Here is a 15444-nt window from a genome sequence, read left to right on the forward strand (position 1 = left end):
TGAAGCTTTCATGCGATGCCCACCCTTATCGCAGAAAGCATAGTTTGCCGATTTTCAGGCACTTGTCACGCCGATTCATCCCTGACGCGGCGTTAATGATGAACGTCAACCTTTCGGTTTCCAGCTCAAGATTGAAGCTCTTTCGTAGAGCCAGTTATACTGTGTGACCATCTGGTTGGTTCGTGTGTATTGATAGCCGACGAAGCCCAGTATCATCAGCACGATGGTGTCAACGATATAGTAATGCAGCGAGAACATCGTGCCGTCGAACAGCGCGTGATGGATGAAGCGGATTCCAATGCCGAGCCCGAGCAGATAGGCAAACAGCTGGATGAAGCTGCGCCATGTCTGGGCACTGGCCTTGCCGGTCATCCATGCCGCCCATCCGCCGAGCAGGCAGGTGACGAAGAAGAACTGCCAGATCGACGGTTCCTCGTAGAGAATGCCTTGCATGGGAAGTCTCCTGAACTCAGTGATGTCCGCCTTCGAGATAGGCGGCGCGCACTTCCGGATTGGCGAGCAGCTCCTTGCCGGTGCCGCTCATCGTCACATTGCCGTTGACCATGACATAGCCGCGCGTGGCAAGCTTGAGCGCGCCGAACGCGTTCTGCTCGACCAGGAACACGGTCAGCCCTTGGGTGCGGTTCAACTCGCGGATGGCATCGAAGATCTGCTTGACGATCAGCGGCGCCAGGCCCAGCGACGGCTCGTCGAGCAGAAGCAGTTTCGGCCGCGCCATCAGTGCGCGTCCGATCGACAGCATCTGCTGTTCGCCGCCCGACAGCGTACCGCCACGCTGGGCGATGCGCTCCTTCAGCCTGGGGAACAGCGTGAACACCTTCTCGACGTCCTCGCCATAATATTTGAGGTTGTCGAGGCTGGCGCCCATCTGCAGGTTTTCCATCACCGTCATGCGCGGAAAGATGCGCCGGCCCTCCGGTGACTGAGCAATGCGCATGCGCGCGATTTCGTGTGTCGGCAACTGGGTGATATCGGTCCCGTTGAAGGTGATGGTGCCCGTGCGGGCGCGTGGAGCCCCGAAGATGGTCATCATCAGCGTCGACTTGCCGGCGCCGTTGGCGCCGATCAGCGCCACGATCTCACCTTGCTTGACACTGACATTGACGCCGTTCAGCGCACGGATATTGCCGTAATAGGTCTCCACGCCCTTGATATCGAGCAGCGTTGTCGTGGCCATCACTTGCCCCCTCCACGCTTGCCCTGAACGGGCTTGGCTGTGCTCGCCTTGGCTTTGCCGGACACATGACTGGTCGCCACCTTGCCTGCATCGACGCGGCGCGAGAATTCCGTATCCTTGCCTTGGCCGAGCAGCTTGGCCTGCTTGACCCACTCCTCGCGCGCGATGCGTCCGTCAAAGGCGAGATAGGCCTCGACCGCCTCGACATCTGCCTTCTTCCAGGCGCCGATCTGGTCGAAGTGGAAGATGCCGTGTTCGTTGAGCTTCTTCTCGTTGACCGTGCCGATGCCCTTGATGCGGGTCAGATTGTCGGCCTTGCCGCCACGGGGGGCAGCGAGGCGGTTCGAAACGCCTTCGGCCTTCGCGGCAGGCGCCTTGGCGGCCGTTTTCCGTGGTGCCGCTTTCTTCGCGGCGGGCTTGGCCGGCGCCGGTGTCGGGGCAACAGGCCTGCTTGCCACGCTGGCGACGCGGGCATCGACCTGCGCTGCCTTCGAGGCGCCTTTCGACACGGTTACGCGTTCGCCTTGGCTATGGCCGACGGTGTCGCTCACCGGCCCGGCCAGATACGACGACGATGTCCCCGGGCCATGCGCGGAATCGGGGCCGATGTCGAGCTGTTCGATGACGTCCTCGTCACCGACTTCGGTAAGTACGGTCTCGACCTCCTCGTCGTCGACGCCAAGATAGGCAGCGATAACGCGCGGGTCGGTGCGCACCGACTGCGGATTGCCGTCGGAGATCTTGCGGCCATATTCCAGCACCACGACATGGTCGGAGATCTGCATGACCACCGACATGTCGTGCTCGATCAGGAGGATCGAGGTGCCTGTCGTGTGCTTGATCCCCATCAGCAGTTCGTTGAGAGCCGCCGATTCCTTCGGGTTGAGGCCGGCCGCCGGTTCGTCGAGGCACAGAAGCTCGGGACCGGTGCACATGGCGCGCGCGATCTCGAGCCGCCGCTGTGCGCCGTAGGGCAAGTCGCCGGCCGGATCGTCGGCGCGATCGACGAGATCGGCCTTTTCCAGCCAGTGCTTGGCAAGCTCCACCGATTCGGCCGAGGCCTTGCGGTAGCCGCTGAAGCCGAACAGGCCCAGGATCGTATACCCGGACGCCTTCATCAGCTTGTTGTGCTGGGCGACGAGCAGGTTCTCCAGCAGCGTCATGCCCGAGAACAGGCGGATGTTCTGGAAGGTGCGCGCCACCTTGGCGCGCGCCGGGATCTCATGGTTGGGCAGCCGTTCCAGCAGGTAGCTGGAGCCATCGGCCCGGTTGAGCGTGATCATGCCTTCCGACGGCTTGTAGAAGCCGGTGATGCAATTGAACACGGTGGTCTTGCCGGCGCCGTTGGGGCCGATCAGCGCGGTGATTTCGCCGCGCCTGGCAGTGAAGGACAGGTCGCCGATGGCGACCAGGCCGCCGAACTTCATCGACAGATGATCGACCTGCAGGATGGCGTCGTTCATTTGTGCGTTCGCATTCATCAGCCGTGACCCTCCTTGGTGAAGGAGCTTGAGACAGCCCTTCGCTCCTTGAGGAAGGCTGTCGGTTCACGACTGCCGACAAAGCCCCGCGGCTTCCACAGCATGACGATGACCATGGCCATGCCGAACAGAAGCATGCGGTAGAGTTCGGGGGTGAAATCTTGCCCGAAGACCTGTTTGAGGAAGTCGAGCTCGCGCAGCGCCTCGGTGCCGCCGATCATCACCATCGCGGCGACGGCGATGCCGACCAGCGACCCCATGCCGCCAAGGACGACGATGGCCAGGATGATGGCCGATTCCAGGAAGACGAAGGATTCCGGGCTGACGAAACCTTGCCGCGCGGCGAAGAATGCCCCGGCAAAACCGCCGAACATGGCACCGGTGGCAAACGCCGTCAGCTTGGTCGTGGTGGTGTTGATGCCGAGCGAGCGGCAGGCGATCTCGTCCTCGCGCAGCGCCTCCCAGGCACGCCCGACGGGCATGCGCCTCAGCCTGATGGTGACGAAGGCGGTGAGCATGCAAAGCGCCAGGATCAGGTAATAGAGGAAGATCTTGTAGTAGGCGCTCGAGGTTGCGAGGTGCAGGACCTTGGCGATGTAGTTGGGGTCCGAGACGTTGAAGGTCATCAGGCCGAAAAAGGTGACTTTCGGAATGCCGGAGATACCGGCCGAACCGTTGGTCACATCGCGCCAGTTGATCAGCACCAGGCGGATGATCTCCCCGAAGGCAAGGGTGACGATCGCCAGGTAATCGCCGCGCAGGCGCAGCACCGGAAAGCCGAGCAGCACGCCCCAGAACGCGGCCATGGCGCCGGCCGCCGGAAGCAGGATCCAGAACGACAGGCCGTAGGTTGTGCCAAGCAGCGCATAGGCGTAGGCCCCGACGGCGTAGAAGGCGACGTAGCCCAGATCGAGCAGGCCGGCGAGGCCGACGACGATGTTCAGCCCCCAGGCCAGCATCACGTAGATCAGGATCTGGATGCCGAAATTGTCGACCCATTTCAGCGAGCCCTGCAATCCGGTGGCGACCGACCACGACATCAGCGACAGCACGACGATGACAAGGATCGGATAGAGCACCAGCGCGGCAATGCCGAGCTTGGTGAAGTTGGCGTGGATGAAGCCGCGGTAATAGTAGATCACGCAGGCCAGCGCATAGATGATTGCGAGCGCGCGCAGGAACTGCAGATAGCCGGCCGCCTCTGCTCCTATCCATCCGGGAAGCGAGCCGTTGATCACGAACAGCAGCACCACCGCGATGATCGCCACGACAAACGCCGGCAACAGGAAGAAGCGCGACGCCGCACTGGCCGGCAACAGGCCGGTGGCGACATCGGCGATCTTCTGGTTGGCCATGAAGGGTTGACCATAGGCGACATAAAGGAAACGGCCGATAGCCGTGGCGATCACCACGGCGGCCAAGAGGCCCCAGCGCTTCACCAGGACCAGTTCATTGGAGATGTTCTGGTCTGTCTTGAGGCCGATGAACAGCACGAACAGGCCAAGCGAGATGGCGCCGGCATAGAAGCCCTCGCGCAGCGCGCGCTGCATGGGGCTGGCGACGGTGTCGCTCTCTGGAGATACGGTCACGGCCATGGTCTCAGACCTTTTCGACTTCTGGCCGGCCCAATATGCCGGAAGGCAGGAAGATCAGCACGATTGCCAGGATCGAGAACGCGGCGACGTCCTTGTAGTCGATCGAGAAATAGGCCGACCACATGCTCTCGATAAAGCCGATCAGGAGGCCGCCCAGCACCGCACCTGGCAATGAACCGATGCCGCCAAGAACCGCCGCCGTGAATGCTTTGACCCCGGGGGTAAAGCCGTCCGAGAAGGCGATGACGCCGTAGTACATCAGGAACAGCGTGCCGGCGACGGCGGCAAGAGCGGCGCCCATGATGAAGGTGATCGAGATGGTGCGGTCGACGTCGATGCCCAGCAGTGCGGCCATCTTGCGGTCCTGCTCGCAGGCGCGTTGCGCCCGGCCAAGCGAGGTCTTGTTGACCAGGTACCAGAACAACGCCAACAGCAAAGCCGTGACGATGACGATGATGATCTGCTTCAGCGAAACGCTGACGCCGTTGATGTTGTAGACTTGGCTGACCATCGGCGGGATCGGCTTGTTGCGCGGGCCTTGCGTCACCTGGACGAAGTTCGACAGCGCGATCGACATGCCGATGGCGGTGATCAGCGGCGCCAGCCGGAACGAACCGCGCAGCGGCCGGTAGGCCACTTTCTCGATCGTCCAATTGTAGAGGCTGGTGAGCAGCATCGCCACGATCATCATGACCAGCAGCGCGATGACCACGGGCACCGAATAAAACAGCGCGCCGAGGATGAGGAAGACGATCAGCGCCGTGAAAGCGCCCACCATGAAGATGTCGCCATGGGCGAAATTGATCATGCCGATGATGCCGTAGACCATCGTGTAGCCGATCGCGATCAGCCCATAGATCGATCCCAGCGTCAGCCCATTGATAAGCTGCTGGACAAAGTACTGCATGTGTACATGGCTCCCCTGGAATGTCGCCCATGCAGACGCATTCCTTTTCGTATTTCCCCTAGTCGTAAAGTTTCGAGCCCGGATTGCAACGTGATTTTTTTGACCGCTCCGCGTGTTTGCAAGTCACGTCTTCCCGATCGCCCGCTTTTCGCACCCAGCCCCTGGACTATCGCGGACCCTATCATTGGCATAACGCAATGTCTTTGACGATTGAGCCGCATCATGCGCTCCGTTTCGAAGAAATCACCGTCAAAATTAGGTGATGAGAGGAATCGTTGCATTCCTGACACGGTTCGTTTTTTCGTCACACTCCTTTCCGCAGGGTCAGGATTCTCCTACTTGACCACGAAACCATGTGCGAACGGATCGCGGTCGTCGATGAAGATCGTGTTCAGTCCAGTCATGCGGGCCCAGCCGCCGATCGAAGGGATGATGGCCGGCTTGCCGGCGACGGTGACGTCCTTTTCAACCTTGCCCTTGAACAGCGAGCCGATGATCGATTCATGGACGAACGCATCCCCCGCCTTGAGCTTGCCCTTGGCATGGAGTTGCGCCATGCGCGCCGAGGTGCCGGTGCCGCATGGAGAGCGGTCGATCGCCTTGTCGCCGTAGAAGACGGCATTGCGGGCATCGGCTCCCTCGACCGTCGGCTTGCCGGTCCACAGCATGTGCGACAACCCGGTGATCCCGGGATTCTCCGGATGCACGAAGGAATACTTCTCGTTGAGCCGCTGCCGCACCACCGGGCTCCAGGCGATGAGGTCGCCGGCGGAATAGTCGGCCATATCACGATAGTTCGCCTGCGGCTCCACGATGGCGTAGAAATTCCCGCCATAGGCGACATCAACGGTGATCTCGCCGAGCCCCGGGCATTCTACCGCCAGTCCTTCGGCATAAAGGAAGGACGGCACGTTGGTGATGCGCACCTCCTCGACATACTCGCCGACCTGCTTGTACTCGGCGATGACCAGGCCGGCGGGCGTGTCGAGCCGCAGCATACCCGGCGTCTTCGGCTTAACCAGCCCATGCTCGATCGCCATCGTCACCGTACCGATGGTGCCGTGACCGCACATCGGCAGGCAGCCGGACGTCTCGATGAACAGGATGGCGATGTCGCAATCCTCACGGGTCGGCGGGTAGAGGATCGAGCCGGACATCACGTCATGGCCGCGCGGTTCGAACATCAGGCCGGTGCGGACCCAGTCGTATTCGGCCAGGAAATGCGCCCGCCGCTCCATCATCGTCGAGCCCTGCAGCAGCGGCCCGCCGCCGGCGACCAGCCGCACCGGGTTGCCGCAGGTGTGGCCGTCGATGCAGAAGAAGGATTTCTTGGCCATGTCGCTCCTCGAAAATCAAAACCGTTGTGGACTGAAGGGGGCCAGATCAACGGACGAAGTCTGCCCCAGAACGAATTCCCTGATCAACCGCCCGGTTGCCGCGGCCTGCGTCAGGCCGAGATGGCCGTGGCCGAAAGCGTAGATCACGGACTGGCTTCGCGCCGCCTTGCCGATGACGGGCACCGAATCCGGCAGGGAGGGCCGGAACCCCATCCATTCGCGCCCGCCCGAGGGATCGAGCCCCGGCAGGAATTCCCGCGCCTTCCGCAAGAGCGCTTTCGACCTGTTGAAATTGGGCGGCCGCTCGATGCCGCCGAGTTCCACGGCACCGCCGACACGCAGGCCGGTTTCGAGCGGGGTGATGACGAAGCCATGGCCGGAAAAGATCAACTGTCGCCTCACGTCGAAGGCGCTCGTCGGCAGCGTCGTGTTGTAGCCGCGTTCGGTCTCCAGCGGAATGCGATCGCCGAGTTGCCGCGTCAGCAGATGCGACCAGGCGCCCGCCGCGATGACAAGGCGCCTGGCTTGCCTGCTCGTGCCGTCGGCCAGCGTCAGCGTCACGGCATCCTGATCCGCCGCGACGCGGTCGATGCGGGCCATCTCGAAGCGGGCGCCCTTGGACTGCGCGTACGCCCACACCGCCTTGCCGAGCAGTTTTGGATCGGCGACGGTCTTCCATCCAGGCACGAAAGCGCCTTTGACGAAGCGCGGTGACAGCCCCGGCTGCAGGTCCGCCAGGTTCTCGCCCTCGACATGGCGGAAGCCGATGCCGAAGCGCTCGCGCGCCGCCCAGCCCGACAGCGAGGCTTGGAACTCGGCCTCGCCTTCGTAGAGTTCGAGCGAACCGTCCTCGCGCAGCATCGGCCGGGTGCCGGAACGATCGAGCAGATCCATCCATTCGGCCTCGGCAAGCTTCATCATGCCGGCCTGCGCCGTCAGGCTCGCCTCATATTTTCCAGGCGCGCCGGCGCGCCAGAACCGGATCAGCCAGGGTAGCAGCTTCGGCAGGTAGGCGGGCGGAATGCTGAGCGGGCCGAGTGGATCGGCGAGCCATTTTGGCAGCTGCCGGATCATGCTCTTGTGCGCCAGCGGCAGCACGTCGGAGAAGGCAAAGGCGGCCGCGTTGCCGGAACTCGTCTCCTCGCAGATGCCCGTGCGGTCGAAGAGCGTGACGTCCAGTCCCGCCTCGGCAAGGAAGGCAGCCGCGCAAATGCCGATGATGCCGCCACCGACGATGGCGATGTCTCTCCCTTCTCCCCGTTCACGGGGAGAAGGTGCCCGCAGGGCGGATGAGGAGCGCCGCCCCTTGTCTGTCGATTTGGACTTTCCTTGCACCTGGGCGCTGCCTCTCATCTGGCTGCCGCCACCCTCTTTAGAACTGCGGCAGTGTCGGCCGCGCCGCCAGCGCATCCTTGATGATCTTCTCGACAGCCTTGCGGCGTTCGCCCGACAGCGGCATGCGCGGCATGCGCACGCGGTCATTGGTGTTGATTGCGAACACTTCGGCAAGCTTGATGTTCTGCACCAGATAGGTCGAGACATCGAGATCGAGCAGCGGCCGGAACCAGCGGTAGATGGCGAGCGCCTCTTCGCGGCGCCCCTGCTTCATAAGCTGGTAGATGGCGACGGTCTCGCGCGGGAAGGCGGTGACCAGACCGGCCACCCAGCCGATGGCACCCACGGAGAGCGCCTCGAAGGCCAGGTTGTCGACGCCGGTGAACAGGTCGTAGCGGCTGCCCAGGCGGTTGATGATCTCGGTCGAGCGGCGGATGTCGTCAGAGGATTCCTTGATGGCGACGAAGCGCTTGTCCGACGCCAGCTCCTCCATTTGGTCGACGCTTACATCGACGCGGTAGGCGAGTCGGTTGGAATAGATCATGACCGGCAAGTCGCCGGCTTCCGCCACTGCGCGCAGCGCCGCCACCGTCTCTTCCGCGTTGGTGTGGTAGATCGGGCTCGGCACCACCATCAGGCCATTGGCGCCTTCCTTGGCGGCGCGCTTGGCGATACTGGCGGCCTCGCGGGTGCCGGCCTCGTTGACCGTCAGCAGCACCGGCTTCTTGCCAGCGATCTTCTGCGCGGTCTTCAGCACCTCGATCTTCTCGTCAGGCGACAGCATCGGTCCCTCGCCCAGCGAGCCGCAGACGATGATGCCATCGCAGCCGGCATCCATTTGCAGGCCGAAGCAGCGCTCCATCTCGGCGTGATCGAGCCGGTCGTCGGCGGTGAATTTGGTCGTGACGGCGGGGAAAACTCCGGTCCACATAGCTATCTCTCCATCTGATATATCAGCCGTATATCTGTTAGGAAAGCTGCTGTCAATGCGGAATCTGTTATGATATATTCCAGATATATCAGGAGAGAGCATTTGATATCCATGGAAGCAAGCATCGTGTCCGAGCCCGCGGCGACCAAGGCCTATCGCGTCCTCGAAAACATGATCGTCACGCTCGAACTGGCCCCGGCGAGTTTTGTCACCGAGGGTTCCCTGATCGAGCGGCTGGCGCTCGGCCGCACGCCGGTGCGCGAGGCGATCCAACGGCTTGCCTGGGAGGGATTGCTCGACGTCAGGCCCCGCGCCGGCATCGCGATCGCGCCACTGCACCCCGGCGACTGGCTGCGTGTGCTCGACGCAAGGCGCGGCGTCGAGGTGGTGCTCGCCCGTTCGGCTGCACGCTTCGTCACCCGCGAGGCCGCCGACCTGTTCCACGAGGCGGCGCTCGCCATGCAGAAAGCAGTGATATCAGGCAATGTGCTCGCCTTCATCCAGGCCGATAAGGCGCTCGACGAGGCGCTGGCGCTGGCCGCAGACAACCCGTTCGCCGCCCGGCTGGCCGCCCCGCTGCAGACACACAGTCGCCGCTTCTGGTTCCGCTACAAGGCCGACACCGGGCTGGCGGAATCCGCCGAGCACCATGTTGCATTGATCCGCTCGATCCTGGACGGCGATGAGGAAGGCGCCGCCAAGGACGCCAAGAAACTGATGGCACTGCTGCGCGGCCATGCCGAGGTCGCCGCCACGCGCTAGTTGCAAGAGCGCGAAGGCAAATCGCTCAGGCGCCCGGCAAGGCCGCCTTGAGTGTCGGGCTGTCCCAGCCTTCGCCAACCGACAGGATACAACTCTGGCCTTTCGTGTCGGAAGCCAGGACCGTCCAGCTGCCTTGTTCCGAAACGAAGACCTCGAGGACCACATTGGGGTTGATCAGGCCGCGCCCGGCTTCGCTTTCGTGGAAGTTCTCGCCGAGCGCCTTCACGATATCGGCGCGTGGCGCGCATTGCCCAGCTGCATTTGCCTGAGCAGCGCACGAGCACATCGCCATCGCCGCAACGAACATTGTCGCCGTAAGACGTCGTGTCATTTGACACCTCCTTGCGCCGGACGATGCAATGCCACCGGCCCGCCGTCGGCGCCCTGGTTGTCTGCCGCGCCTCCTCCACGGCAGGATTGCAGCCCTAAGTCGCGCAATCCCCCACCGGTTCCATCACATTAGCGTTTGCAAAAACAAAAGGCCTAAGTCCGGGGACTTAGGCCTCAGGTTCAGTCGATCTTCTCATCCACCCTGCAGCGAGGAAGACCAGATAAAAAAGCGTCCGGTCAATTCATCGTCGGGATAACGAACTCGGCGCCGTCCTTGATGCCGGACGGCCAGCGCGAGGTAACCGTCTTGGTCTTGGTGTAGAAGCGGAACGCGTCCGGGCCATGCTGGTTGAGGTCGCCGAAGGAAGACGCCTTCCAGCCGCCGAAAGTGTAATAGGCGATCGGCACCGGGATCGGTACGTTGACGCCGACCATGCCGACTTGGACACGGCTGGCGAAGTCGCGCGCGGCGTCGCCATCGCGGGTGAAGATGGCGACGCCATTGCCCATCTCATGATCGTTGGCGAGTTTGATGGCGTTCTCATAGGTCGGCGCGCGCACCACCGAGAGCACCGGCCCAAAGATCTCTTCCTTGTAGATGCGCATATCGGCCGTGACATTGTCGAAAAGGCAACCGCCCATATAGTAGCCGTTCTCATAGCCCTGCATCTTGAAGCCGCGGCCGTCGACGACAAGCTTGGCGCCTTCCTTGACACCGGTGTCGACGTAACCCTTGACGCGCTCCAGCGCCTGAGCGGTAACCAGCGGGCCGAAATCCGCTGCCGAATCCGTCGAGGGGCCGACCTTCAGGCTTTCGACGCGCGGGATCAGCTTTTCCATCAGCCGGTTGGCGGTGTCGTTGCCGACCGGAACGGCCACCGAGATAGCCATGCAGCGCTCGCCGGCCGAGCCGTAACCGGCGCCGATCAGTGCGTCGACGGTCTGGTCCATGTCGGCGTCGGGCATGATGATCATGTGGTTCTTGGCGCCGCCGAAGCACTGCACGCGCTTGCCGGCCGCCGTGCCGCGCGAATAGATGTAGTGCGCGATCGGCGTCGAGCCGACAAAACCGATGGCCTTGATGTCGGGATCGTCGAGGATGGCGTCGACGACATCCTTGTCGCCGTTGACGACATTGAGGATGCCGGCCGGCAGACCGGCCTCGATGAACAGTTCGGCAATGCGCATCGGCACACCCGGATCACGCTCCGAAGGCTTCAGGATGAAGGCGTTGCCGCAGGCGATCGCCGGCGCGATCTTCCAAAGCGGGATCATCGCCGGGAAATTGAACGGCGTGATGCCGGCGACGACGCCGAGCGGCTGGCGCATCGAATAGACATCGATGCCGGGGCCAGCGCCGTCGGTGAACTCGCCCTTCATCATGTGCGGAGCGCCGATGCAGACCTCGACCACTTCCAGGCCGCGCTGGATGTCGCCCTTGGCGTCGGCGATGGTCTTGCCATGTTCGCGCGCAAGGATCTCGGCCAGTTCGTCATAGTCGCGGGCGACCAGTTCGAGGAACTTCATCAGCACGCGCACGCGGCGCTGCGGATTGGTCGCGGCCCATTTGGGCTGTGCGGCCTTGGCGTTCTCGACCGCCGCGCGCAATTCCGCCTGCGAGGCCAGCGCCACCGTGCCGCGCACAGTGCCGTCCATCGGCTGCATGACGTCCTGCTTGCGGCCGCTGGTGCCGGCGACACGCTTGCCGCCGATGAAATGACCGTAGTCGATCATGATTTCTCTCCCTGGGTTGTGATGTCGCATTGTCCGCCTTTGGCCGGCCGATGGCAACGCGAGGGAGAACGCAACCGTTGTGCGTAAAATAGATATCGATTGACGCGTGAGCATCAATTCTCGCAAATACTCGCCCGAGATCTCCATCAGGGGAACGCCATGAACTGGGATGACGTCCGCATCTTTCTCGCCGTGGCGCGGGCCGGCCAGATCCTTGGCGCCGCCAGGCGGTTGGAGCTGAACCACGCCACGGTCTCGCGCCGCATCGCGGCCCTTGAAGACGCGTTACGCACGAAACTCTTCCGCCGGCTGACCACCGGCAGCGAACTGACCCCGGCCGGCGAGCGCTTCCTCGACATCGCCGAGCGCATGGAGGGCGACATGATCGCCGCCCGCTCGACCATATCGGGCGAAGGCGACGACGTGTCCGGAACCGTGCGCATCGGCGCGCCTGACGGCTTCGGCGTCGCTTTCCTGGCCAAGCGGCTGGGCGAACTCACCGCCCAGCACCGCGAACTCACCATCCAGCTCGTCCCGGTGCCGCGCTCCTTCTCCCTGTCGCGACGCGAGGCCGACATTGCCATAACCGTCGAGCGGCCGACCGAAGGCCGGCTGGTGGCGGGAAAACTGGTCGACTACTCGCTCGGGCTGTTTGCCTCCCGCGGCTATGTCGACGCGCATGGCCTGCCCAAAACCGCCGCCGAGCTTGGCCAGCACACCCTCATCGGCTATGTGCCTGACCTGATCGTCAGCCCGTCGCTCGACTACGCCGCCGAATTCAGCGCCGATTGGCGGACCAGCTTTGCCATCTCCTCCGCACTCGGCCAGGCCGAAGCGGTGCGCTCGGGCGCCGGCATCGGCATCCTGCACACCTTCGTCGCCCGCTCGATGCCGGAGTTGGTCGCCGTCGATGTGGTCGCGCCCATCCGCCGCGCCTACTGGCTGGTCTATCACGAATCGGTGAGACCGCTGCGCCGCGTCCAGATCGTTGCCTCCTTCATCACCAAGGCGGTGGAACGGGAGCGGGGGTTGTTTACCTGATTTCGCCCAGATGCCTGCGGGTTCGCGCCCTTCAGGCAGGGTGCCCACATCCCAATAACGCGGGCCTGGATCACGCACGCCGCCTTTTCCTTGCCACAAAACCGACCAGTGTGGCATCAGGCGTGCGGTCGCCGGCCATGGGACAGGTCGGGTGGGGAAATCTTTCAGAAAGCTGGCGCGGATAGACATGCGAGCCGTTCTTGCCATCCTGCCGCTGCTGTTCGTCTCCGCATGCGCCAACCCATGGACAAACGTTCCGGAAGCCGAATTGCCGAAACCGATCCGCTACGCCATGGCGCGTCCCTCGCCTTTCGTCATCGGCAATTACTGCGGTCCCGGCACCCGCACCGGCGATCTGTCGGCCCGGCCTGTCGATCGCCTCGACGCCGTTTGCCGAACCCATGATGCCTGCTACATCGCCCGCCGCAACCATTGCGACTGCGACGGCGCCCTTGTCGCCTCGGCGAGGGCGATCCGCGATGACATGACGGCGCCCCGCAAGATGCGCGGCGAGGCGGACCTGCTGATCGCCACCTTCGCCATCCCTGTCTGCAAGGTTTTCCCGCAAGGTTTCATGCCGCCCCGCGACCCGGCGCAGTTGAGCGTCATGAAGGCCGGGGCGACGGGGTGAACATCCGCACGGCCATCCTCGCCCTGTTCGGGCTGGCCGCCCTTGCCGGCTGCGGTGCGGGCCGCAATGCCTGCGAACTATCGGCCGGGCAGGAGGCTTGCGCACGGCCCTCGCTGTCGGCTGGCACGCCCGGGTCGCGGGTCGCGGCTGAGCAGTTCTTCGGCAATGACGGCGGCAGCGACTATGAAAGACGGTTCCTGGCACTGCTCGCCCACAACCAGCTCGGCGCCATGGACCGTGCCAACGGCACCGGCCCCTTCGGGCGCAACCGCCTCGATGTCCAGAACCGCGATTTCCAGGCGACCTATTCGACGCTCCAGCACCTGGCCGGACCAGTCGCCAAGGCTCATCTGCCGCCGGTCGGTGGGGGCAGCGGTGACGGTCATTTCGACGGCCGCTGGCGGGTGTCGCGGCAGACGCTCTATATCGATGCGGCGGCGCGGCCCTCGGCCCCCGGGATTTTCGATTTCTCCGGCTTGCAGGCACGCAGCACCGAGATCGTCGTGCGCCAGGCGGGCAAACAGCCGGCCGACATCGAAGGCAGTTGCGACGGCGCAGTGGCGCTCCGCGCTGGCGGAGCCTCACGCACCATCGCCGCCGGCGCGGCATTCCGCTTTCACCTCTCCGGCGAGTACGACACGGTCAGCCTGTTCCCGGGCGACGGCCTGAACCGGTGCACGGCGAGGATCCGCTCCAGCCTTGCGCCCACCGGTACACCGCTCACCATCCGGCGTGAAGAAACCGCGGATCCGGCGCTTGCCAGCTTGGACAGCCGCTACCAGCGCTGCCCAGTCCCCGGCGATGCAGGCCTCGATGCGCTCGAGCGCGCCTTCTATGCCAGCCGCTGGCTGTCGCAGACCTGCGCCATGCCGATCGGCGAGCCCAGGCTGCTGCGCAAGTCGCGCGACGGCTTCAACGCCAAGGTCGAGGCGCTGATGGGCGCGCCGCTGACCGATGCGGCAATAGACAGGGGCGATCCGGAACTGCCGCTCGATTTCTCGAAGGCGCCAAGGCTGAAGCTGATCTATCTATCCTCGCTGGAATTCAAGGCCGACTTTTCCGGGCGCGTCATCGAACGGCTGATCCGCCATCATGCAGCGCTTGGCACCAAGGTGCGCATCATGGTCACCGACGTGCTGGAGCGCGAAAAGGACGACGCCATGCTGCACCGGCTGGCCGCCGACTTCCCCAATGTGGAGCTGCAGGAATATCGCTGGCGGGCGGATCATGGCGCGCCGATCGACGAGCAGATTTCACAACTGCACAAGGTCCATCATGTAAAGATGCTGGCCACGCTGGCGCAGGACCCCGCGCGCTCGCGCGTCATCATCGGCGGCCGCAACATCCATGACGGTTTCCTGTTCCACCAGCCGATCGATCTGTCGCGCTATCCGGACCTCGAGCAATACGGCAAGACCGACGGGTTTTCGCTGAATTACTACTCGAACTGGAGCGACTTCGACATCGAGTTCGCCGACCGGGCGACGGTCGAGACGCTCGCCGCGCAGCTGTCGACGATATGGCTGCGCGACGCCGACACCAACCTGGCGCGCCCCTTCTCCATCCCGGTCCGCGGAGATGGCCCCCGGGGCAATGCCCGGCATTTCATCTCGATGCCCTATGAGGATGACCATGCGCTGGAGGCCTATTTCGTCGAACTGGTCGATGCCGCCCGGCATCATATCCAGATCGTCAACCCCTACCTCAATCTGACGCCGAGCCTCGCCAAGGCTTTTGACCGGGCGCTCGCCCGCGGCGTCAGGATCGACATTGTCGGCCGCATCGACCTCAAGGGCGATATCGGGGGCAGGTTTCTCACCGCGCTCAACAAGCTGTTCGTCGAGAAATATGGCGACCGTATCGATATCCGCGAGTTCAAGGCGCCTGACGTGGTGCTGCATTCCAAAATCATGATGATCGATGAAAGGCTGGTTGCCATCTCCTCGGTCAACCTCAACAACCGCAGCTTCTTCCACGATTCGGAGAACGGCATGATGGTGCTCGACCGCGCCTTCTACGCCAGGATGAAGCCGGTCTATGACGACTACCTCGTCCACTCGAACCCGGTCGCCACCAATGTGACGATCCCGTGGGCCTACCGGCTGCTGTTCGACGAGGCGTGGGTCAGGCAGGCGTTCTGATATCGCCCCGGTTCCGGGGCA

General features: G+C 63.5%; 13 protein-coding genes and 1 pseudogene. 4 read left to right on the forward strand and 10 right to left on the reverse strand.

Annotated features, from left to right (window positions below; translation table 11 throughout):
* Positions 1 to 105 precede the first annotated feature (105 nt).
* From LB524_RS25010 to LB524_RS25045, 8 genes and pseudogenes are all read right to left on the reverse strand, one after another.
* On the reverse strand, positions 106 to 453 hold the full coding sequence (locus tag LB524_RS25010; RefSeq protein ID WP_013892487.1) for a DUF6867 family protein: 348 nt from the start codon (positions 451 to 453) through the stop codon (positions 106 to 108).
* A gap of 16 nt (positions 454 to 469) precedes the next feature.
* Positions 470 to 1198, reverse strand: coding sequence for an ABC transporter ATP-binding protein (locus LB524_RS25015; protein WP_015315220.1), 729 nt, complete (start codon positions 1196 to 1198; stop codon positions 470 to 472).
* Positions 1198 to 2679 (reverse strand): ATP-binding cassette domain-containing protein, encoded by a 1482-nt coding sequence (locus LB524_RS25020; protein WP_140822612.1) that lies wholly within the window; start codon positions 2677 to 2679, stop codon positions 1198 to 1200. The genes LB524_RS25015 and LB524_RS25020 overlap by 1 nt, the downstream gene beginning before the upstream one ends.
* A pseudogene (gene livM, locus LB524_RS25025) lies at positions 2679 to 4184 on the reverse strand (high-affinity branched-chain amino acid ABC transporter permease LivM); the annotation flags it as partial. The pseudogene livM and the gene LB524_RS25020, both read right to left, overlap by 1 nt.
* Before the next feature lie 94 nt (positions 4185 to 4278).
* Positions 4279 to 5181, reverse strand: a complete 903-nt coding sequence (locus LB524_RS25030) for a branched-chain amino acid ABC transporter permease (RefSeq protein WP_015315217.1) — start codon at positions 5179 to 5181, stop codon at positions 4279 to 4281.
* A 335-nt stretch (positions 5182 to 5516) separates the two neighbouring features.
* Positions 5517 to 6518, reverse strand: a complete 1002-nt coding sequence (locus tag LB524_RS25035; protein ID WP_140662600.1) for a 4-hydroxyproline epimerase — start codon at positions 6516 to 6518, stop codon at positions 5517 to 5519.
* 15 nt (positions 6519 to 6533) lie between these two features.
* Entirely contained in the window at positions 6534 to 7871 is a 1338-nt protein-coding gene (locus tag LB524_RS25040) for an NAD(P)/FAD-dependent oxidoreductase (RefSeq protein ID WP_224530949.1), read from the reverse strand.
* Positions 7872 to 7890: 19 nt separating this feature from the next.
* Complete coding sequence (locus LB524_RS25045; RefSeq protein ID WP_015315214.1) at positions 7891 to 8784, reverse strand: dihydrodipicolinate synthase family protein; 894 nt, start codon at positions 8782 to 8784, stop codon at positions 7891 to 7893.
* A gap of 69 nt (positions 8785 to 8853) precedes the next feature.
* On the opposite strand from LB524_RS25045, the gene LB524_RS25050 reads away from it, so the two are divergent.
* On the forward strand, positions 8854 to 9546 hold the full coding sequence (locus LB524_RS25050) for a GntR family transcriptional regulator (protein WP_224530950.1): 693 nt from the start codon (positions 8854 to 8856) through the stop codon (positions 9544 to 9546).
* Between the two features lie 25 nt (positions 9547 to 9571).
* On the opposite strand, the gene LB524_RS25055 is transcribed toward LB524_RS25050, so the two are convergent.
* Positions 9572 to 9877, reverse strand: coding sequence for a hypothetical protein (locus LB524_RS25055; protein WP_015315212.1), 306 nt, complete (start codon positions 9875 to 9877; stop codon positions 9572 to 9574).
* Positions 9878 to 10113: 236 nt separating this feature from the next.
* Positions 10114 to 11610 (reverse strand): CoA-acylating methylmalonate-semialdehyde dehydrogenase, encoded by a 1497-nt coding sequence (locus LB524_RS25060; RefSeq protein ID WP_015315211.1) that lies wholly within the window; start codon positions 11608 to 11610, stop codon positions 10114 to 10116.
* 159 nt (positions 11611 to 11769) lie between these two features.
* Between LB524_RS25060 and LB524_RS25065 the strand changes: the two genes are divergently transcribed.
* From LB524_RS25065 to LB524_RS25075, 3 genes are all read left to right on the forward strand, one after another.
* Positions 11770 to 12651, forward strand: a complete 882-nt coding sequence (locus LB524_RS25065; protein ID WP_224530952.1) for a LysR family transcriptional regulator — start codon at positions 11770 to 11772, stop codon at positions 12649 to 12651.
* 187 nt (positions 12652 to 12838) lie between these two features.
* Positions 12839 to 13282 (forward strand): hypothetical protein, encoded by a 444-nt coding sequence (locus LB524_RS25070; RefSeq protein WP_224530955.1) that lies wholly within the window; start codon positions 12839 to 12841, stop codon positions 13280 to 13282.
* Positions 13279 to 15423 carry a phospholipase D-like domain-containing protein gene (locus tag LB524_RS25075; protein ID WP_224530958.1) on the forward strand — a complete coding sequence of 715 codons (2145 nt, stop codon included), beginning with the start codon at positions 13279 to 13281 and terminating at the stop codon, positions 15421 to 15423. The genes LB524_RS25070 and LB524_RS25075 overlap by 4 nt, the downstream gene beginning before the upstream one ends.
* The last annotated feature ends 21 nt before the right edge of the window (positions 15424 to 15444 follow it).

Origin of the sequence: Mesorhizobium sp. ESP6-5 (assembly GCF_020164695.1) — a bacterium.
In the GTDB taxonomy this organism is placed as follows: domain Bacteria; phylum Pseudomonadota; class Alphaproteobacteria; order Rhizobiales; family Rhizobiaceae; genus Mesorhizobium; species Mesorhizobium australicum.